Source organism: Mesorhizobium sp. WSM4828, from assembly GCF_055811175.1.
This window is the reverse complement of the sequence record NZ_JBVVQK010000005.1, coordinates 233,898-248,922: the sequence shown is the minus strand read 5'-3', so window position 1 is coordinate 248,922 and position 15,025 is coordinate 233,898. Positions and strand designations below refer to the sequence as shown.

The 15,025-nt window shown below is 62.4% G+C and carries 15 protein-coding genes; 6 read left to right on the top strand and 9 right to left on the bottom strand.

The features are described from left to right. Window positions 1-132: 132 nt before the first annotated feature. The 5 genes from AC0L2X_RS08880 to AC0L2X_RS08860 all read left to right on the top strand — a co-directional run bounded on the left by AC0L2X_RS08880 (window position 133) and on the right by AC0L2X_RS08860 (window position 2,927). The gene (locus tag AC0L2X_RS08880; RefSeq protein ID WP_091596947.1) at window positions 133-273 is read left to right on the top strand and encodes a DUF1127 domain-containing protein; all 141 of its coding nucleotides are present in this window, start codon (window positions 133-135) and stop codon (window positions 271-273) included. Between the two features lie 47 nt (window positions 274-320). After that, window positions 321-461, top strand: coding sequence for a DUF1127 domain-containing protein (locus AC0L2X_RS08875; RefSeq protein ID WP_023678914.1), 141 nt, complete (start codon window positions 321-323; stop codon window positions 459-461). Between the two features lie 371 nt (window positions 462-832). Continuing rightward, on the top strand, window positions 833-2,242 hold the full coding sequence (gene trmFO / locus AC0L2X_RS08870) for a methylenetetrahydrofolate--tRNA-(uracil(54)-C(5))-methyltransferase (FADH(2)-oxidizing) TrmFO (RefSeq protein WP_473556800.1): 1,410 nt from the start codon (window positions 833-835) through the stop codon (window positions 2,240-2,242). 78 nt (window positions 2,243-2,320) lie between these two features. Beyond that, window positions 2,321-2,623: a type II toxin-antitoxin system ParD family antitoxin gene (locus AC0L2X_RS08865; RefSeq protein ID WP_473556803.1), complete on the top strand. Its 303-nt coding sequence runs from the start codon at window positions 2,321-2,323 to the stop codon at window positions 2,621-2,623. Continuing rightward, window positions 2,595-2,927, top strand: a complete 333-nt coding sequence (locus tag AC0L2X_RS08860) for a type II toxin-antitoxin system RelE/ParE family toxin (protein WP_352490583.1) — start codon at window positions 2,595-2,597, stop codon at window positions 2,925-2,927. Before AC0L2X_RS08865 ends, AC0L2X_RS08860 begins: the two co-directional genes overlap by 29 nt. Before the next feature lie 85 nt (window positions 2,928-3,012). Here AC0L2X_RS08860 and AC0L2X_RS08855 read toward each other — a convergent pair whose 3' ends face one another. From AC0L2X_RS08855 to yajC, 5 genes are all read right to left on the bottom strand, one after another. Continuing rightward, on the bottom strand, window positions 3,013-3,840 hold the full coding sequence (locus AC0L2X_RS08855; RefSeq protein ID WP_473556805.1) for a phytoene/squalene synthase family protein: 828 nt from the start codon (window positions 3,838-3,840) through the stop codon (window positions 3,013-3,015). A gap of 25 nt (window positions 3,841-3,865) precedes the next feature. Then, window positions 3,866-4,255: an Mth938-like domain-containing protein gene (locus tag AC0L2X_RS08850; protein WP_352490585.1), complete on the bottom strand. Its 390-nt coding sequence runs from the start codon at window positions 4,253-4,255 to the stop codon at window positions 3,866-3,868. Window positions 4,256-4,270: 15 nt separating this feature from the next. Continuing rightward, a complete protein-coding gene (gene secDF / locus AC0L2X_RS08845; protein ID WP_473556470.1) occupies window positions 4,271-6,823 on the bottom strand; it encodes a protein translocase subunit SecDF in 2,553 nt (850 codons plus the stop codon). An 88-nt stretch (window positions 6,824-6,911) separates the two neighbouring features. Beyond that, window positions 6,912-7,958, bottom strand: coding sequence for a SecDF P1 head subdomain-containing protein (locus AC0L2X_RS08840; protein ID WP_473599584.1), 1,047 nt, complete (start codon window positions 7,956-7,958; stop codon window positions 6,912-6,914). Window positions 7,959-8,034: 76 nt separating this feature from the next. After that, entirely contained in the window at window positions 8,035-8,373 is a 339-nt protein-coding gene (yajC, locus tag AC0L2X_RS08835) for a preprotein translocase subunit YajC (protein ID WP_352467006.1), read from the bottom strand. A 295-nt stretch (window positions 8,374-8,668) separates the two neighbouring features. On the opposite strand from yajC, the gene AC0L2X_RS08830 reads away from it, so the two are divergent. Continuing rightward, on the top strand, window positions 8,669-9,544 hold the full coding sequence (locus AC0L2X_RS08830; protein ID WP_473556476.1) for an ATP-binding protein: 876 nt from the start codon (window positions 8,669-8,671) through the stop codon (window positions 9,542-9,544). Between the two features lie 97 nt (window positions 9,545-9,641). Here AC0L2X_RS08830 and AC0L2X_RS08825 read toward each other — a convergent pair whose 3' ends face one another. The 4 genes from AC0L2X_RS08825 to serS form a co-directional block, all read right to left on the bottom strand. Further along, a complete protein-coding gene (locus AC0L2X_RS08825; protein WP_473556478.1) occupies window positions 9,642-11,174 on the bottom strand; it encodes a peptidoglycan DD-metalloendopeptidase family protein in 1,533 nt (510 codons plus the stop codon). Window positions 11,175-11,458: 284 nt separating this feature from the next. Then, window positions 11,459-12,124 (bottom strand): protein-L-isoaspartate(D-aspartate) O-methyltransferase, encoded by a 666-nt coding sequence (locus AC0L2X_RS08820; RefSeq protein ID WP_473556480.1) that lies wholly within the window; start codon window positions 12,122-12,124, stop codon window positions 11,459-11,461. Beyond that, complete coding sequence (gene surE, locus AC0L2X_RS08815; protein WP_473556482.1) at window positions 12,121-12,879, bottom strand: 5'/3'-nucleotidase SurE; 759 nt, start codon at window positions 12,877-12,879, stop codon at window positions 12,121-12,123. Before surE ends, AC0L2X_RS08820 begins: the two co-directional genes overlap by 4 nt. A gap of 229 nt (window positions 12,880-13,108) precedes the next feature. Beyond that, a complete protein-coding gene (gene serS, locus AC0L2X_RS08810; RefSeq protein WP_473556484.1) occupies window positions 13,109-14,656 on the bottom strand; it encodes a serine--tRNA ligase in 1,548 nt (515 codons plus the stop codon). Window positions 14,657-15,025: the final 369 nt, after the last annotated feature.

Sequence of the window (15,025 nt, the reverse complement as noted above, 5' to 3'; positions counted from 1 at the left end):
CGTTAATGTTGCATTGCACAATTTGCATTGCTGCCATGCACCAATAGCGCTTTTAAATCGATATGACCCCACCTATTTTCACAGTGCACACAAAGACGGAATGATCCGAAAGAAAGACGAAACGAGAATACCATGAACCTGATCCGCAACTATCGCAACTGGCGCCGCTATAGGGACACCGTGTCCGAGCTGAGCCGCCTGAGCACCCGTGAACTGACCGACCTCGGCATCAGCCGCAGCGACATTCATTACGTCGCCCGCAAGGCGGTCTAATCCTTCGGGCCGCAAATGGCCCGATCAGTTTTGAAAAGAGAATGACAATGAACCTGATCCGCAACTATCGTAACTGGCGCGTCTACCGCGAGACGGTTACCGAGCTGGGTCGCCTGTCGAACCGCCAGCTGAACGACCTTGGCATCGTCCGCGACGAGATCAAGATGGTCGCTCGCAGGGCGATCTAACAACAGGAATTTCGCCAGGGTCGACCTCCTCCCCGACCCTGACGGATACGGTCAGCCTTCACCTCCTCCCGAGGGTTGACCACAAAAACGGCGCCCGCCGGACCTCCTCCCCCGGCGGGCGTTGTTTCTAAAAAGGGTTTCGCGCCCTTCCAAACGGCGAAAAGAATTTCGTCAAAGCCGACCTCCTCCCCGGCGATGGCGAATACGGTCGATCTTCACCTCCTCCCGAGGATCGGCCAACAAAACGACACCCGCCGGATCTCCTCCCCCGGCGGGTGTTGTTGTTTTGGGCGGTCTTTCCCAGGCAGCCCACTTGCGGTGCGATCCCCTGGCAATTGCAATCCTTGCGCCAAGCGACTATTTCGGCGCTCATGGACAAGAACCCCATTCACATTATCGGCGGCGGACTTGCCGGTTCCGAAGCCGCCTGGCAGGCGGCGCAAGCCGGCGTTCCCGTTGTCCTGCATGAAATGCGTCCCGTCCGCGGTACCGACGCGCACAAGACCGACGGGCTGGCCGAGCTCGTCTGTTCCAATTCCTTCCGCTCCGACGATGCGAAAACCAATGCCGTCGGCCTGCTGCACGCCGAAATGCGGCTGGCCGGTTCGCTGATCATGAGCGCCGGCGATGCGCACCAGGTGCCGGCCGGCGGTGCGCTCGCCGTCGACCGCGACGGATTTTCCGAAGCGGTAACCGGGAAGCTCGAAGCCCACCCGCTCATCACCATTCGGCGCGAGGAAGTGCCGGGCCTGCCGCCGGCGGATTGGGACCAGGCGATTATCGCCACCGGTCCGCTGACCGCGCCTTCGCTTGCTCAATCGATCGCGGAAGCAACCGGCGCCGACGCGCTCGCCTTCTTCGATGCCATCGCGCCGATCGTCCATTTCGACACGATCGACATGGATATCTGCTGGTTCCAGTCGCGCTACGACAAGGTCGGCCCCGGCGGCACCGGCAAGGATTACATCAACTGCCCGATGGACAAGGAGCAGTACCTTGCTTTCGTCCAGGCGCTGGTCGACGGCCAGAAAACCGAATTCAAGCAATGGGAAGGCACGCCCTATTTCGACGGCTGCCTGCCGATCGAGGTGATGGCCGAGCGTGGCATCGAGACATTGCGCTATGGGCCGATGAAACCGATGGGGCTGACCAATGCGCACAATCCGTCCGTAAAGGCCTATGCCGTCGTCCAGCTTCGCCAGGACAACGCGCTGGGCACGCTCTACAACATGGTCGGCTTCCAGACCAAGCTGAAGCACGCCGAGCAGGTGCGCATTTTCCGCACCATCCCCGGGCTGGAAAACGCCGAATTCGCCCGCCTCGGCGGCCTGCATCGAAACACCTACATCAATTCGCCGACGCTGCTCGACGCTTCGCTGCAGTTGAAGTCGCGGCCCGGCCTGCGTTTTGCCGGCCAGATCACTGGCTGCGAGGGCTATGTCGAGAGCGCCGCCATCGGCTTGCTTGCCGGACGTTTCGCGGCGGCCGAAAGGCTTGGCCGTGCACCATCGCTGCCGCCCTTGACCACCGCCTTCGGCGCATTGCTCAACCACATCACCGGTGGCCACATTGTCTCCGACGACGAGCCGGGAAAGCGCTCGTTCCAGCCGATGAACGTCAATTTCGGCCTGTTCCCGCCGGTGGACGCGCCGAAGATCGAGGGCAAGCGACTGCGCGGCAAGGACAAGACGGTCGCCAAGCGGCACGCGGTGACATCGCGCGCGCTCGCCGACTGCCGCGAATGGCTGGGGCTGCCTTCCCATGCGGAAGCTGCGGAATAGTGCCGATCTCGGTTCTTGTGGATTTCGCCGCGGAGAAGTAGGATACCATCCTACTTTGTATCGCGAGGCCAAATGCCCATGGAATCCGCCGAGAAACTGTCAGTCACCGTAACGCCCGCCATGGCGCGCATGATTCGCGAAAAGGTCGAGGACGGCTCCTACGGATCGGCGAGCGAGGTCATCCGCGCGGCACTTCGCGCCTTCCAGCGCGAAGAGGAAGAACATGCCGAGCGCATGGCCTCGATCCGGGCGCGCGTGAAGGCATCGATCGAAGACACAAGGCCTGATATTCCGCTGGACCAGGCAATCACAAGAGTGAAGAGCAGGACTTCAGAGCTGGCGAGGGAGAACGATGATCCAGCGTCTCGCCGTAGTTCTTAGCGAAGGCGCAATCACGGATTTGACGACGATTGCCGGCTATATCGTCAACAGCGGTGCGAGCGTAGCGGCTGCGGACAATTTCGTCGACAGGATCAAGGTGCGTTGTGGAAACATCGGCAATGCACCGCGTGGCGGCCGGCCACGCGACGACATTGCGCCAGGATTGCGAACGGTGCCGTTCGAGCACTCGGCTATTATCGCCTATATTGTCGACGATGATGTCGTGCGCATCGTCAATATCTTCTATGGCGGTCGCGATTACGAAACGCTGATGCGCGATGGCGGGTCGAGTGATCCATCGTGATGGAAAACTACTCGGCCGGGCCGATGCTGACCGCCGGCAGTCCGGCTTGGCGGCCGGGCCGGATTTCCTCATTGGCAATCAGCTTTCACACAGCCGGCCAGCCCCGCGTCGCGCGCCGGAACAAGAGCCAATGCCGGCGCAAGGCCGAAAGCCGCACCGCGCCATCAAGCGGTGAATGGCGGGAGCCGTCCATCTTGCCGAGATAGGCGCCCGTCAGAGCCAGTAGCAGAAAGGCCGGCCGCAGCGAAACCGGTAGAGCGGACGCTCCCTGCTCGAAAGCGGAAAGATGCTCGCGTGCCAGCGCGACCATCGCGGCTACTGCGCGTTGCGCGCCCGGCCCGCCGTCGTCTGTAACGAATTCTTCCGGCGACGTTCCTCCGGCGGCCAAGATGTCGGCCGGGACAAAGCACTGTCCCCGCTTGCGGTGCAGCGGCAGCAGCAGCAGGAGACCGGTCATCGCCTGCGCACAACCTGCCCTGCCGGCAAGTTCGGCAAAGCGCGGCGCTTCGACCGGATCGAGCACCATCGCCGCAAGCTGGATAAGTGCTGCGGCAGTCTCGCCGCAATAGCCTTCGAGATCGGTGCGCGACGGCATCGGGTCGTCATAGAGATCGAAGATGCGCGCTTCCAGCATGTTGTCGAAGGCGGCCTTGGGCAGGCGGTGAGCGGAAATCGTCGCTCTCAGCGCGTCCGCCACGGGATGGCCGACCTTAGCGCGATCCTCTTCGGCTGCGATGACGTCTCGCCACCATTGCAGCCGCACCTCGCCCGGCAGCGCCTCGTGGATGCGATCGCGTATGCCGGCGACTTCGGCATTGAAGGCATAGAGCGAAAACAGCGCGTCGCGCTTGTCTTCGGGCGCGTAGAGCGCGGCGAGATAGCGGTCATGATCGGCGGCACGCACGGTCTCAATGACGACTTTGGTGTTTTCGGTCACGTCAGTCGACGGCGATGAGTGCAGCGGCCACGGCGCGGTCTTCCGCCAGCAGCACATTATAGGTCCGCACCGCCGCCCCGGTCGACATCGGATCGGCGGAAATGCCCGCTTCTTTCAGCGCCGCACGCAGCGCTGCAGGCAATGGCCTCAGGTCCTTGCCGCTGCCGACCAGCAGGATCTCGACCGTGGCGGCCTCATTGAACAACTTGGCGAAATCCGCTGACGTCAGCGCCAGCGGATCGGCCGGCTCCCAGCCATAGATGCCAGAAGGCAGGCACAGCAGCGAGCCGCGATGCGACATGTCGGCAAAGCGGAAACCGCCATTGCCATAAGCCTCGATCGGTGCGCGGCCGGGGAAATGCGCCTCGCGGATGACGATGCCCTTGGCCACTTTTGAGGCAAGCCGTCAGGTGGCTATGGCTTTGCCGCCGCCCACCGGCTTTTCCTCATCGGACGCTGTGGCCTGCGGCCGCAGCTTGAACAGGATAAGCAGTGGCGCGGCGATAAAGATCGACGAATAAGTGCCGAACACGACGCCGAACAGCATCGCCATGGTGAACGAGCGGATCACCTCGCCGCCGAACAGCACCAGCGCCAGCAGCGCCAGGATCGTCGTCACCGAGGTCAGCGTCGTCCTCGACAGCGTCTCGTTGATGGCGTTGTTCAGCAATTGCGGTAGCGGCATTCGCTTGTATTTCCGCAGATCCTCGCGAACACGGTCATAGACGACGATGGTGTCATTGAGCGAATAGCCGATGATGGTGAGGATCGCCGCCAGCGACGACTGGTTGAATTCGAGGCCGGTGATGACGAAGAAGCCGATCGTCATGACCACGTCGTGCACGGTCGCTACGATGGCGCCGACCGCGAACTGCCATTCGAAGCGGAACCAGACATAGATCAGGATACCGAGCAGCGCGACGAGCATGGCGATGGTGCCTTGCTTGGCAAGCTCGCCCGAGACCGTCGGCCCGACCACTTCGACGCGGCGGAAATCATACTGGTCCTGCAGCTCGCCGCGCACCTTGTCGATGACGGTCTGCTCGGCGTTCTCGCCACCCTCCTGGGTACCGACGCGGATCAGCACGTCGTTCGGTTCGCCGAACTGCTGAACCTGCACCTCGCCGATATTGAGTTCCGTCAGTCGGCCGCGGATGTCGGCCAGATCGGCATTGCCGGCCTTGGACTGCACCTCGATCAGTGAGCCGCCCTTGAAATCGATGCCGTAATTGATGTCGATGGTCATGAAGCCGATGACCGACAGCACCGAAAGCACGCTGGACAGTGTGAACGTCCAGCGGCGGATGCCCATGAACGGAATTTTCGTGCCGGGTGGAATGAAGGTCACAGGCGCCCGCGGCAACTCCTTCGGACGGGCGCGGCGAAGCCAGATCGACACCAGCAGGCGGGTGAAGGTGAAGGCGGTGAAGACCGTGGTCAGGATGCCGATGGCATAGGTGACGGCAAAGCCCTTCACCGGCCCGGTTCCGAGCCAGAACAGCACCACGGTCGCGATCAGCGAGGTGACGTTGGAATCGACAATGGTCGCCAGCGCCTTGCTGAAACCGGTATCGATCGCCTGGATGACCGAACGGCCGGCACGTCGCTCCTCGCGGATGCGTTCATAGATCAGCACGTTGGAATCGACCGCCATGCCGATGGTCAGCACGATACCGGCGATACCGGGCAAGGTCAGCGTCGCCCCAAGCAGCGACAGCAGCCCGACGATCATCGCCACATGCACCGCCAGCGCGATGTTGGCGAGAAAGCCGAGGAAACCGTAGGCGACGAACATGAACGCCACCACCAGGATCGAACCGATAATGCCGGCGACCTTGCCGGCATGGATGGAATCCTGGCCAAGTCCCGGCCCCACCGTGCGCTCTTCGATCACCGTCAGCGTCGCCGGCAAGGCGCCGGCGCGCAGCAGCACGGCGAGATCGTTGGCGCTCTCGGCGGTGAAATTCCCCGATATCTGGCCGGTGCCGCCGGGGATCGGTTCGCGGATCTGCGGCGCCGAAATCACCTGGTTGTCGAGGATGATGGCAAACAGTTTGCCGACGTTCTGTGCCGTCGCCTGGCCGAACCTCTGCGCGCCCTTAGAATCGAAACGGAACGAAACGACCGGCTCGTTTGTCTGGGAGTTGAAGGTCGCCTGGGCATCGACGAGGTTCTCACCCGAAACGATGACGCGGTTCTCGATCAGATACGGAACCGGCGGATCGTCCTGCGAATACAGCACCGAGGATCCCGGTGGCGGACGGCCCTTCAGCGCATCCTGCACCGGCATCGACTGGTCGACCATCTGGAAGGTCAGCTTGGCGGTCTGGCCAAGAATTTCCTTCAGCCGTTGCGGGTCCTGCAGACCAGGCACCTGCACCAGGATGCGGTCGTCGCCTTGGCGCTGCACGATCGGCTCGGTGGTGCCGAGCTCGTTGACGCGACGCTCGACAACCTGGATCGCCTGCGTCAGCGCCGTCGAAGTGCGATATTTGATCCCCGCATCGGTGACGGAAAATTTGAGCAGGCCGGGCACGGAATCATCCAGCGTCATCTCCTGGACGGAGCCGCCGCTGAACAGGCCGGCGGCCACGGGATTGGTCAATGGTTTCAAGGCTGTCTTGGCAGCTTCGATCCGTGCCGGATCGGTGATGCGGACCTGGACCGTGCGGCCCGTTCCGGAAAGACCGGTATAGCCGATCTTGGCATCGCGCAGCAGCGTCCTGATTTCGTCGCGCGTCGTCTCCAGCCGATCCTTGATCAGATCGTTCGGGTCCATTCTGAGCAGGATATGCGAGCCGCCCTGCAGGTCGAGGCCGAGCGTCATCTGCCGCTTCGGCACCCAGTCGGGAAGCTTGGCCAGCGTGCTGGCGGAAAAAAGATTGGGCGCTGCGAGGACCACTGTGGCGGCCACGGCCAGCCAGATCAGGATCATCTTGAAGCGCGAGAAATAAAGCATCAGTTCTTATCCGTTCAGGCGTACAAGCGGCTGCGTTCCGCCATAGGTCGGTTTGCGGGGATATTTCTAATTCTGACCACGGCCGGCCCTATCGTGCTTCCTCGGCGATTGTCAATCTTGCTGGCAAGGGGCCGGTGCGCAGCAGCAAGGCGAGGTCATTGGCGCTTTCAGCGGTGAAATTTCCCGATATCTGACCGGTGCCGCCTTCAATGGGCTCTCGGATAACAGGCGCCGAAATAACCTTATCGTCTAAAATAACTGCAAACGGCTTGCCGATATACTGCGTCGTAGCCCATTTGAAACGCGCCGTACCCCGGGAATCAAGCCGGAATGAGACGACAGGCTCATCGGTCGCCAAATTGCGGGTTGCTTGCGCATCCAGCACATTTTTACCTGAAAGGATAACCCGATTTTCGATCAAGTAGGGAACCGGAGGATCGTCCATCGAATAAAAAACCGCTGAGCCGACGGGCGGGCGGGCGCTGATTGCCTCGTCGACTGGCATCGACAGATCAACGAGTTGGAAGCTCAGGTGACCGGGCCGGGTGAGAATTTGTCCTAGCCTTTGCGGATCGGCAACGCCCGACGTGCGGACCAATATGCCGTCTTCATTCGTTGACCGAACCACCGGGTGGGTGGCGCCCAGGTCGCGGATACGATCTTTGATAACCTCAACCGACTGTGCAAGCGCGGCCGAAGTTCGATACTTCAAACCTGCATCCGTTACGGTGAATTTGAGCAGGCCGGGCTCACTGTCGTCCAGGGTCATTTCCTGGACACCGCTGTCCGCAACAAGATCGGTCACCGTTTTGAGTGCCGCCTTGGCGAGGTCAAGCTGAGCCGGATCTGTTATGTGCACCTGAACGGTCCGACCCGAACTGGCAAGGCCGGTATAGCCGATCCTTGCTTCGCGTAGCAGCGACCGGACCTCGTTGCGTGTCGCTTTCAGCCGGCCCTCGATCACGTCGGCCACATCCAACCTGAGCAGGATGTTTGGGCCGTCTTGCTGGTTTGCTTCAACTATTGACTGGCTTTCGGCAAGCCATTCGGGTCGCGTGGTATGCAAACCGGCGGCGAAGATATTGGTCGCGTGGAAGATAACCGTGCTGGCCACGGCAAGCCACGTCAGGATCATCGTCAGGCGCCAAAGGTGGAACATATGCCGTCGTTCGTCAGAGCCCTGCCCGCGGATCGTTCCGCCGACAATTCGGTTACTTCTTGGCGTTCTGGTTCGCCACCGGCTCGCCCTTGACGCGCACATCGGCGATCGTCGAGCGCAGTGCCGTCACCTTGATGCCGCCAAGGTCGACTTCGAGCTCGTTGTCGTCGATCACCTTGGTCACCTTGCCGACGAAGCCGCCGCCGGTAACCACCGTATCGCCGCGGCGAATCGCCGAAAGCATCTCGCCGCGCTTCTTCAGCTGCGTGCGCTGCGGCCGGATGATCAGAAAATACATGATCACGAAAATCAGAGCAAACGGTACGATCTGGATAAACATTGCGGACGAGTCCCCGCCGATGCCTTGGGCGTATGCCGGTGTCACGAACATCGAGGTACTCCTGAATTTTGAAAAACAGCCGCCAAACGGTTTTGCGGAAATTCGACGTCCCCGCCAAATTTGGCCGGAATATAGTCGGTAACGTTGCCAATGCAACTGCGCCGCCGGGCAAATCGGCTGCTTTTCCGGCCTGGTGGGCCGTGTTAGAGGGTGATCCCGAAAAGCGATGCTCGGTTTCGGCAAAAGATCATGCCCGAACAAATGCTTGGGACGAGTTTCGAAACCGCTAAAATCAGGTAGGTTGGCCTGCCGCACCGTCCTGAATGCGAAACAAAAAAGATAAGAGATGACCGACAGCAGCATCGATATCCTGGGCCAGAAGCTCGACCGTCTGATCGAGGCAGTCGCCCGCCTCGCCCCGCCGCCGGTGCCGCAAACCGACCTCGGCGAGGCCGATTGCTTCGTCTGGCAGGCCGATCCCGGCTATCTGGAGCCGGTGCTCAAGGTCAACCGCGTCGACATCGCCCTGATCCGCGGGGTCGACCGCGTCCGCGACATATTGGTCGACAACACCGAGCGCTTCGCCTCCGGCTATGCTGCCAACAACGTGCTGTTGTGGGGCGCGCGCGGCATGGGCAAATCGTCGCTGGTCAAGGCGGTGCACGCCGCGGTCAACGCTTCGGCCAAGCTTGACCTGCCGCTCAAGCTTATCGAGATCCATCGCGAAGACATCGACACCCTGCCGAAGCTGATGGGACTGCTGAAGGCGGCACCCTTCCGCTTCATCCTGTTTTGCGACGATCTGTCATTCGACCATGACGACACGTCCTATAAATCGCTGAAGGCAGCCCTTGAAGGCGGCGTCGAGGGCCGCCCGGCCAACGTCATCTTCTATGCCACCTCGAACCGGCGGCATCTGTTGCCGCGCGACATGATCGACAATGAGCGCTCGACCGCGATCAACCCGTCCGAAGCGGTCGAGGAGAAGGTTTCGCTGTCGGACCGCTTCGGCCTGTGGCTCGGCTTCCACAAATGTTCGCAGGACGAATATCTCGACATGATCGACGGCTATGTCCGCCATCACGATCTCGCCATCGATCCCGAGACGCTGCGCGCCGAGGCGCTGGAATGGGCGACGACGCGCGGCAGCCGTTCGGGCCGCGTCGCCTGGCAGTTCACCCAGGATCTGGCAGGCCGGCTCGGCAAATCGCTCAAGGATTAGCCGCTCAAGGATTAGCAACAGAAGAAGCCCGCACCTTGCGGAGCGGACTTCCTCGGCGGGCTGAAGATCAAGTGGCCCGCAAATCGCTTTTCGTTCCCTATTCGAGATAGGTCGAAGGATCGACCGGCGCCGAGTTCTTGCGCACTTCGAAATGCAGTTTCGGCGAGTCGGTGGTGCCGCTCATGCCGGACAGGGCGATTTCCTGGCCGCGCTTGACCTTCTGGCCACGCTGCACCTCGATCGAGCTGGCATGGCCGTAGACGGTGACCAGACCGTTTTCGTGCCGCACCAGCACGGTGTTGCCGAATTCCTTGAGGCCGTCACCGGCATAGATGACGACGCCGTTTTCGGCCGCCTTGACCGGCGTTCCCTCGGGCACGGCAATGTCGACGCCGTCCTTGCCGCCGCCAAAGCTTGAAATCACGCGGCCGCGCACCGGCCAGCGCATCTTGCCGATGCCGGTTGCGTCCGGCGCCACCGCATCGTCGTCCTCGGCCTGCTGGATGACTTTCGCGTCCTTCTTCGGCGGCGTGTAGGAGGCGAGCGTTTGCGTCGGCGTTGTCTTGGCCGGCGGCTGGGTGGTGGCCGTCGTCACCGGATCGACCTTTGCCGGCTTCGCACCGGCGACGACAGCGGTTCCGCCTGCCGGCACTTTCAGGGTCTGGCCGATCTTGAGCAGTCCGTCCTGCATGCCGTTCGCCTGCTTCAGCGCAACGACGCCGACGCCGGTCTTTCTGGCGATGGCCGACAGCGTATCGCCTTGCTGTACCGTGTAAGTGCCGCCGGCACCGGCCGGCTTGGTCGTCGCCGAGGCAGTTTTAGGCGCGGCCTTTCCATCCTTCGGCTGGCTTGCAGCGGCCGACGCATCCACCTGCGCGGCGGACTTGCCTTCCCTGAGCTTCGGCTGCTGCGGCAGCACGGCCACCTTCTCCGGCGCATCGGCCGGCTGGTCGTGCCTGGTGCCGTTCGCGGGCTTGGCGTCGGCGACTTTCGGCGTGGCGCCGTTGCTCGAATACGCATAGGCCGGGATGACGAGCTTCTGGCCGGTCTTCAGCCCCTTGGTCGCGCTCAGCCCGTTGACTTTCATGATGGCATCGGCCGGCACGCCGTAGCGCCGCGACAGGCCGGAAATGGTCTCGCCGTCCTTGACGACGATCTCGGTTGCATGTGGCGCGCCGGCGGCCGTCGCCATGCGCGGCGCGTCGGGCTCGGCGTTCTTGAATGGCCTTGCCGCCGGAGCGACGGTGCCGGTTGCCGTCCTGTCGACACGAGGAGCGGCAGGCGTCAAGGCCGGCGCGGCAGCGGTGCGCACCGGACGGGCAGCAGGTGCCAGGGCGGGAGCCGGCGGCGGCAATTGCTGCGCCGTGACCGGTTCGAGGCTTGAGCGGCTGACCGACTGGGTGTGGCTGCCGTCGATCGGGGCGGCCGCAACATCGCCCGGATAGGGCTGGGCAGCGTCCTGCTTGTCGATGATGGCGCGCTGGTTGTTGGTCGAGGCGGTGAACACGTCGTCGACGCTGTTGAACCGCGCCACCTGGGAACTACACCCCGTCGCAGCGCCTGCGATCATGAGGACGGCGCAGCCACGCGCCAGATTGCGTCCGTTTGCCTTCAAAACACTGAATTGCATCGCACTAACCCGCACAGACCCGGTACAACTGAGTGTGATTAAAGCGCGTTAATGTTACCGGTCGGTTAAACCTGTAGAATCTGGCGCAAATTTTCTTAAAATATTCGAGGAAGGCTCTCAGCTTCGTCATCCTAGGGCGGAGCAGGAGCGAAGCTCCGTCGCGGAGACCCTGGGATCCATTCCGTGACCTTAGCCGAATAATGCGGCGGAGCAGCATTCTGCTGCACCCCAGGATGACGTAACACCAGGCTTCGGCTGCCCCCAAGCGGTCGACGGTCAGGATATCAAATTACCGCGGCGACGCCGCGCAGGACCGGCTGCAGCCGCACCAGGCCGATATCCTCGCGTTCGAAGCGGCTGCCGACCTTGGTCAGCTTGGCCAGCACCTGCTCGCCTTCGTCGGGTCCGATCGGCGCGATGACGATGCCGCCGCTCGACAATTGGTCGAGGAGAAAGCGCGGCAGGCTGTCGAAAGCCGCCCAGGCGACGATGCGGTCGAACGGCGCTTCGTTGGCCAGCCCGTTGGAACCGTCCGCCTGGCGCACGACGACATTGCCGATGGCGAGTGCCTCGAGGCGCTGCCGGGCCTGTTCGGCCAGCGTCTTGTAACGGTCGATGGTGACGATCCGCGCGGCAAGCCGCGACATCACCGCCGCCGTGTAGCCGGACCCGGTGCCGATCTCGAGCACCCGGTTGCCCGGCTCGATGGCAAGTGCCGCGATCACCGCCGCCTGCAGGTCGGCACCTTCGATGGCCTCGCCGCATTCGATCGGCAGCATACGGTCCGACCAGGCGATCGAGTGAAAATGCGGAGACAGAAAGCCGCGCCGCGGCGTCGCCTCGAAGGCGGCGATCAGCGCCTTCGGCACCGTGCCCCTGCCGCGCAGGCGAAGCAGGAAGGCAGCGAAACCTTCGCGCTCGTCGACCGTTGCAGCGTGGTTCAAGCTCATGCGAGCGCCTTGGCCAGTTGATCGCGGATTTCATGCGCGGTGAGATCGAGCTGCAGCGGCGTCACCGACACCAGCCGATTGCGCAAGGCGTGGAGGTCGGTGCCTTGCTTGCCCTCGACCGGCTCGCGGCCAAAGCGCAGCCAGTAGTAAGGCAGGCCGCGCCCGTCGCGCCGCTCGTCGACCCACAGGCTGTGGACCAGCTTGCCCTGCGAAGTAACCACAGTTCCGGCAATCTCTTCCGGCTCACAATTCGGAAAATTGACGTTGAGCAGCACGCCGTCCGGCAACGGCATGGCGACGAGCTTTTCGAGCAGCGCCGGCGCCAGCGCTTCGGTGGTCTCGTAGGGAACGACGCGGTCCTCGCCGACATAGGAATAGGCCTGGCTGATGGCGATCGAGCGCACGCCGAGCAGCGCGCCTTCCATGGCGCCGGCGACCGTGCCCGAATAGGTGACGTCGTCGGCGATGTTGGCGCCCGAATTGACGCCGGACAGGATCAGGTCGGGCGCTTCCGGCAGGATCTTTTTCACGCCCATGATCACGCAGTCGGTCGGCGTGCCGCGCACCGCAAAGTGCTTTTGGCCGATTTTCCTGAGCCGCAGCGGCTCCGAGATCGACAGCGAATGCGCATAGCCGGACTGGTCCTGTTCCGGCGCCACCACCCAGACGTCGTCCGACAGCGTGCGGGCGATGCGTTCGAGTGATGCAAGGCCCTCGGCATGGATGCCGTCGTCGTTGGTCAAGAGGATGCGCATAAAGCCGCCTCTGTAGGTTCAGGTTGACGGCAGCTCTCTACGGCGCCCCCCTCTGTCCTGCCGGACATCTCCCCCTCTAGGGGGGAGATTGCGCCGTCATCACCACTTCGGCCACTTGTTGGCGTAGCAGGGAAAATTGCGGCCGCGAAACTGCCAATCTCCCCCCTAGAGGGGGAGATGTCCGGCAGGACAGAGGGGGGCGCGAAGGAATGCGACACTGCCAAGCTTGTCACTTCGATGATTCGATCTTTTCCAGCCCGCCCATGTAAGGGCGAAGCGCTTCAGGAATGGTTACGCTGCCGTCCTCATTCTGGTAATTTTCGATGACGGCGATCAGAGCGCGGCCGACGGCGGTGCCCGAACCGTTCAGCGTGTGGACGAAGCGGTTGCCCTTGCCGTCCTTGTCCTTGTAGCGGGCGTCCATGCGCCGCGCCTGGAAATCGCCGCATACCGAGCACGACGATATCTCGCGATAGGCATTCTGGCCGGGCAGCCAGACCTCGATGTCGTAGGTCTTGCGCGCGCCAAAGCCCATGTCGCCGGTGCAAAGCGTCATGGTACGGAACGGCAGGCCGAGCCGCTTCAACACCTCCTCGGCGCATTCGGTCATGCGCTCATGCTCGGCAAGCGAAGTCTCCTGGTCGGTGATCGACACCAGCTCGACCTTGTAGAACTGGTGCTGGCGCAGCATGCCGCGCGTGTCACGCCCGGCCGAGCCCGCCTCCGAGCGGAAGCACGGCGTCAGCGCGGTATAGCGAAGCGGCAGCTTTTCGTGCGGTGTGATCTCGTCGCGAACGAGATTGGTGAGCGGAACTTCGGCAGTGGGGATGAGCCATCGATCCGAGAGCAAACTGTTGCTGTCCTCCGAGCCATCAACAACTGAGTTCAAAAAATCCGCAAAATACTCGACGCTTTCCAGCGTCGTATCGCCGAAGCCGTTGGCAAGAGCTTGAAACAGCGCTTCACTTTCCGGATCCGAGCGTCTGGTGCTCAGGTATCTTACAAGTTTTGGAAAGAGATCGATCTGGTTCAGTATTCCGGGAATGACTGCGGCATGTTCTTCCATGCCGTAATGGGCATGGCTGCTTTCATCGTAAATTCTATACAAATCCAGTGCGAATTTTGGCAGCTGTCCCGTTCCATACATCGTCGCCGAATTCACCATCAGCGGCGGCTGAATCTCCTCATAGCCGTGCTCAGTGGTGTGCAGGTCCAGCATGAATTGACCGAGTGCGCGTTCCATCCGCGCCAGGCCGTTTTTGAGCACGGTGAAGCGCGAGCCGGACAGCTTTGCCGCCCGCTCGAAATCCATCATGCCGAGCGCTTCGCCGATCTCGAAATGCTCCTTCACCCAGTTCGGGCGCGTCGGCACCTCGCCGACGACGCGTTTGACGACGTTATCGTGCTCGTCCTTGCCGACCGGCACGTCGTCGAACGGCACGTTTGGCAGCACCGCCAACGCATCGTTCAGCGCCTTGTCGAGCTCGCGCTCGCGCGCCTCGCCATTCTGGATGAAGGCCTTGATCTCGCCGACCTCGGCCTTCAGCCTCTCGGCAAGGGCTGCATCGCCCGAGCGCATGGCATTGCCGATCTCCTTCGATGCGGCGTTGCGGCGTTCCTGCCGGGTCTGCAGCTCGGTCAGATGCTCGCGCCGGGCCTCATCCGCGGCGATCAGGTCGTCGACAGTGGACTGCGCCTCCCCGGCCGACCACGAGCGCTTCTGGAGCGCTTCGACAAGGGCCTTCGGGTTCTCGCGAATCCATTTGATGTCAAGCATGGTCTGTTCGTCCTCAGGGGGCATGTCGCCCAAAAGTGCGCAGCGGTTTTGGGACAACGAGATGCCCCACAACAAAGACGAAAGGGCGTAAACCGCATCATTGGCCGATGCAAGATGTGAACGCTGGCGTTCCTTCGCGCCCCCCTCTGTCCTGCCGGACATCTCCCCCTCTAGTGGGGAGATCGGCCGTCACTGCGGCTTTCGCCAATCTCATAGGATGCAGAAAGGGCGCTGTCTCCAAAGCTGCCGATCTCCCCCCTTGAGGGGGAGATGTCCGGCAGGACAGAGGGGGGCGCTGTCCCGCCGACATTGACGTCCGACAACACCGGAGTTTTCACCCTGGAAACAAAAAACCCGCCTCGGGAGGCG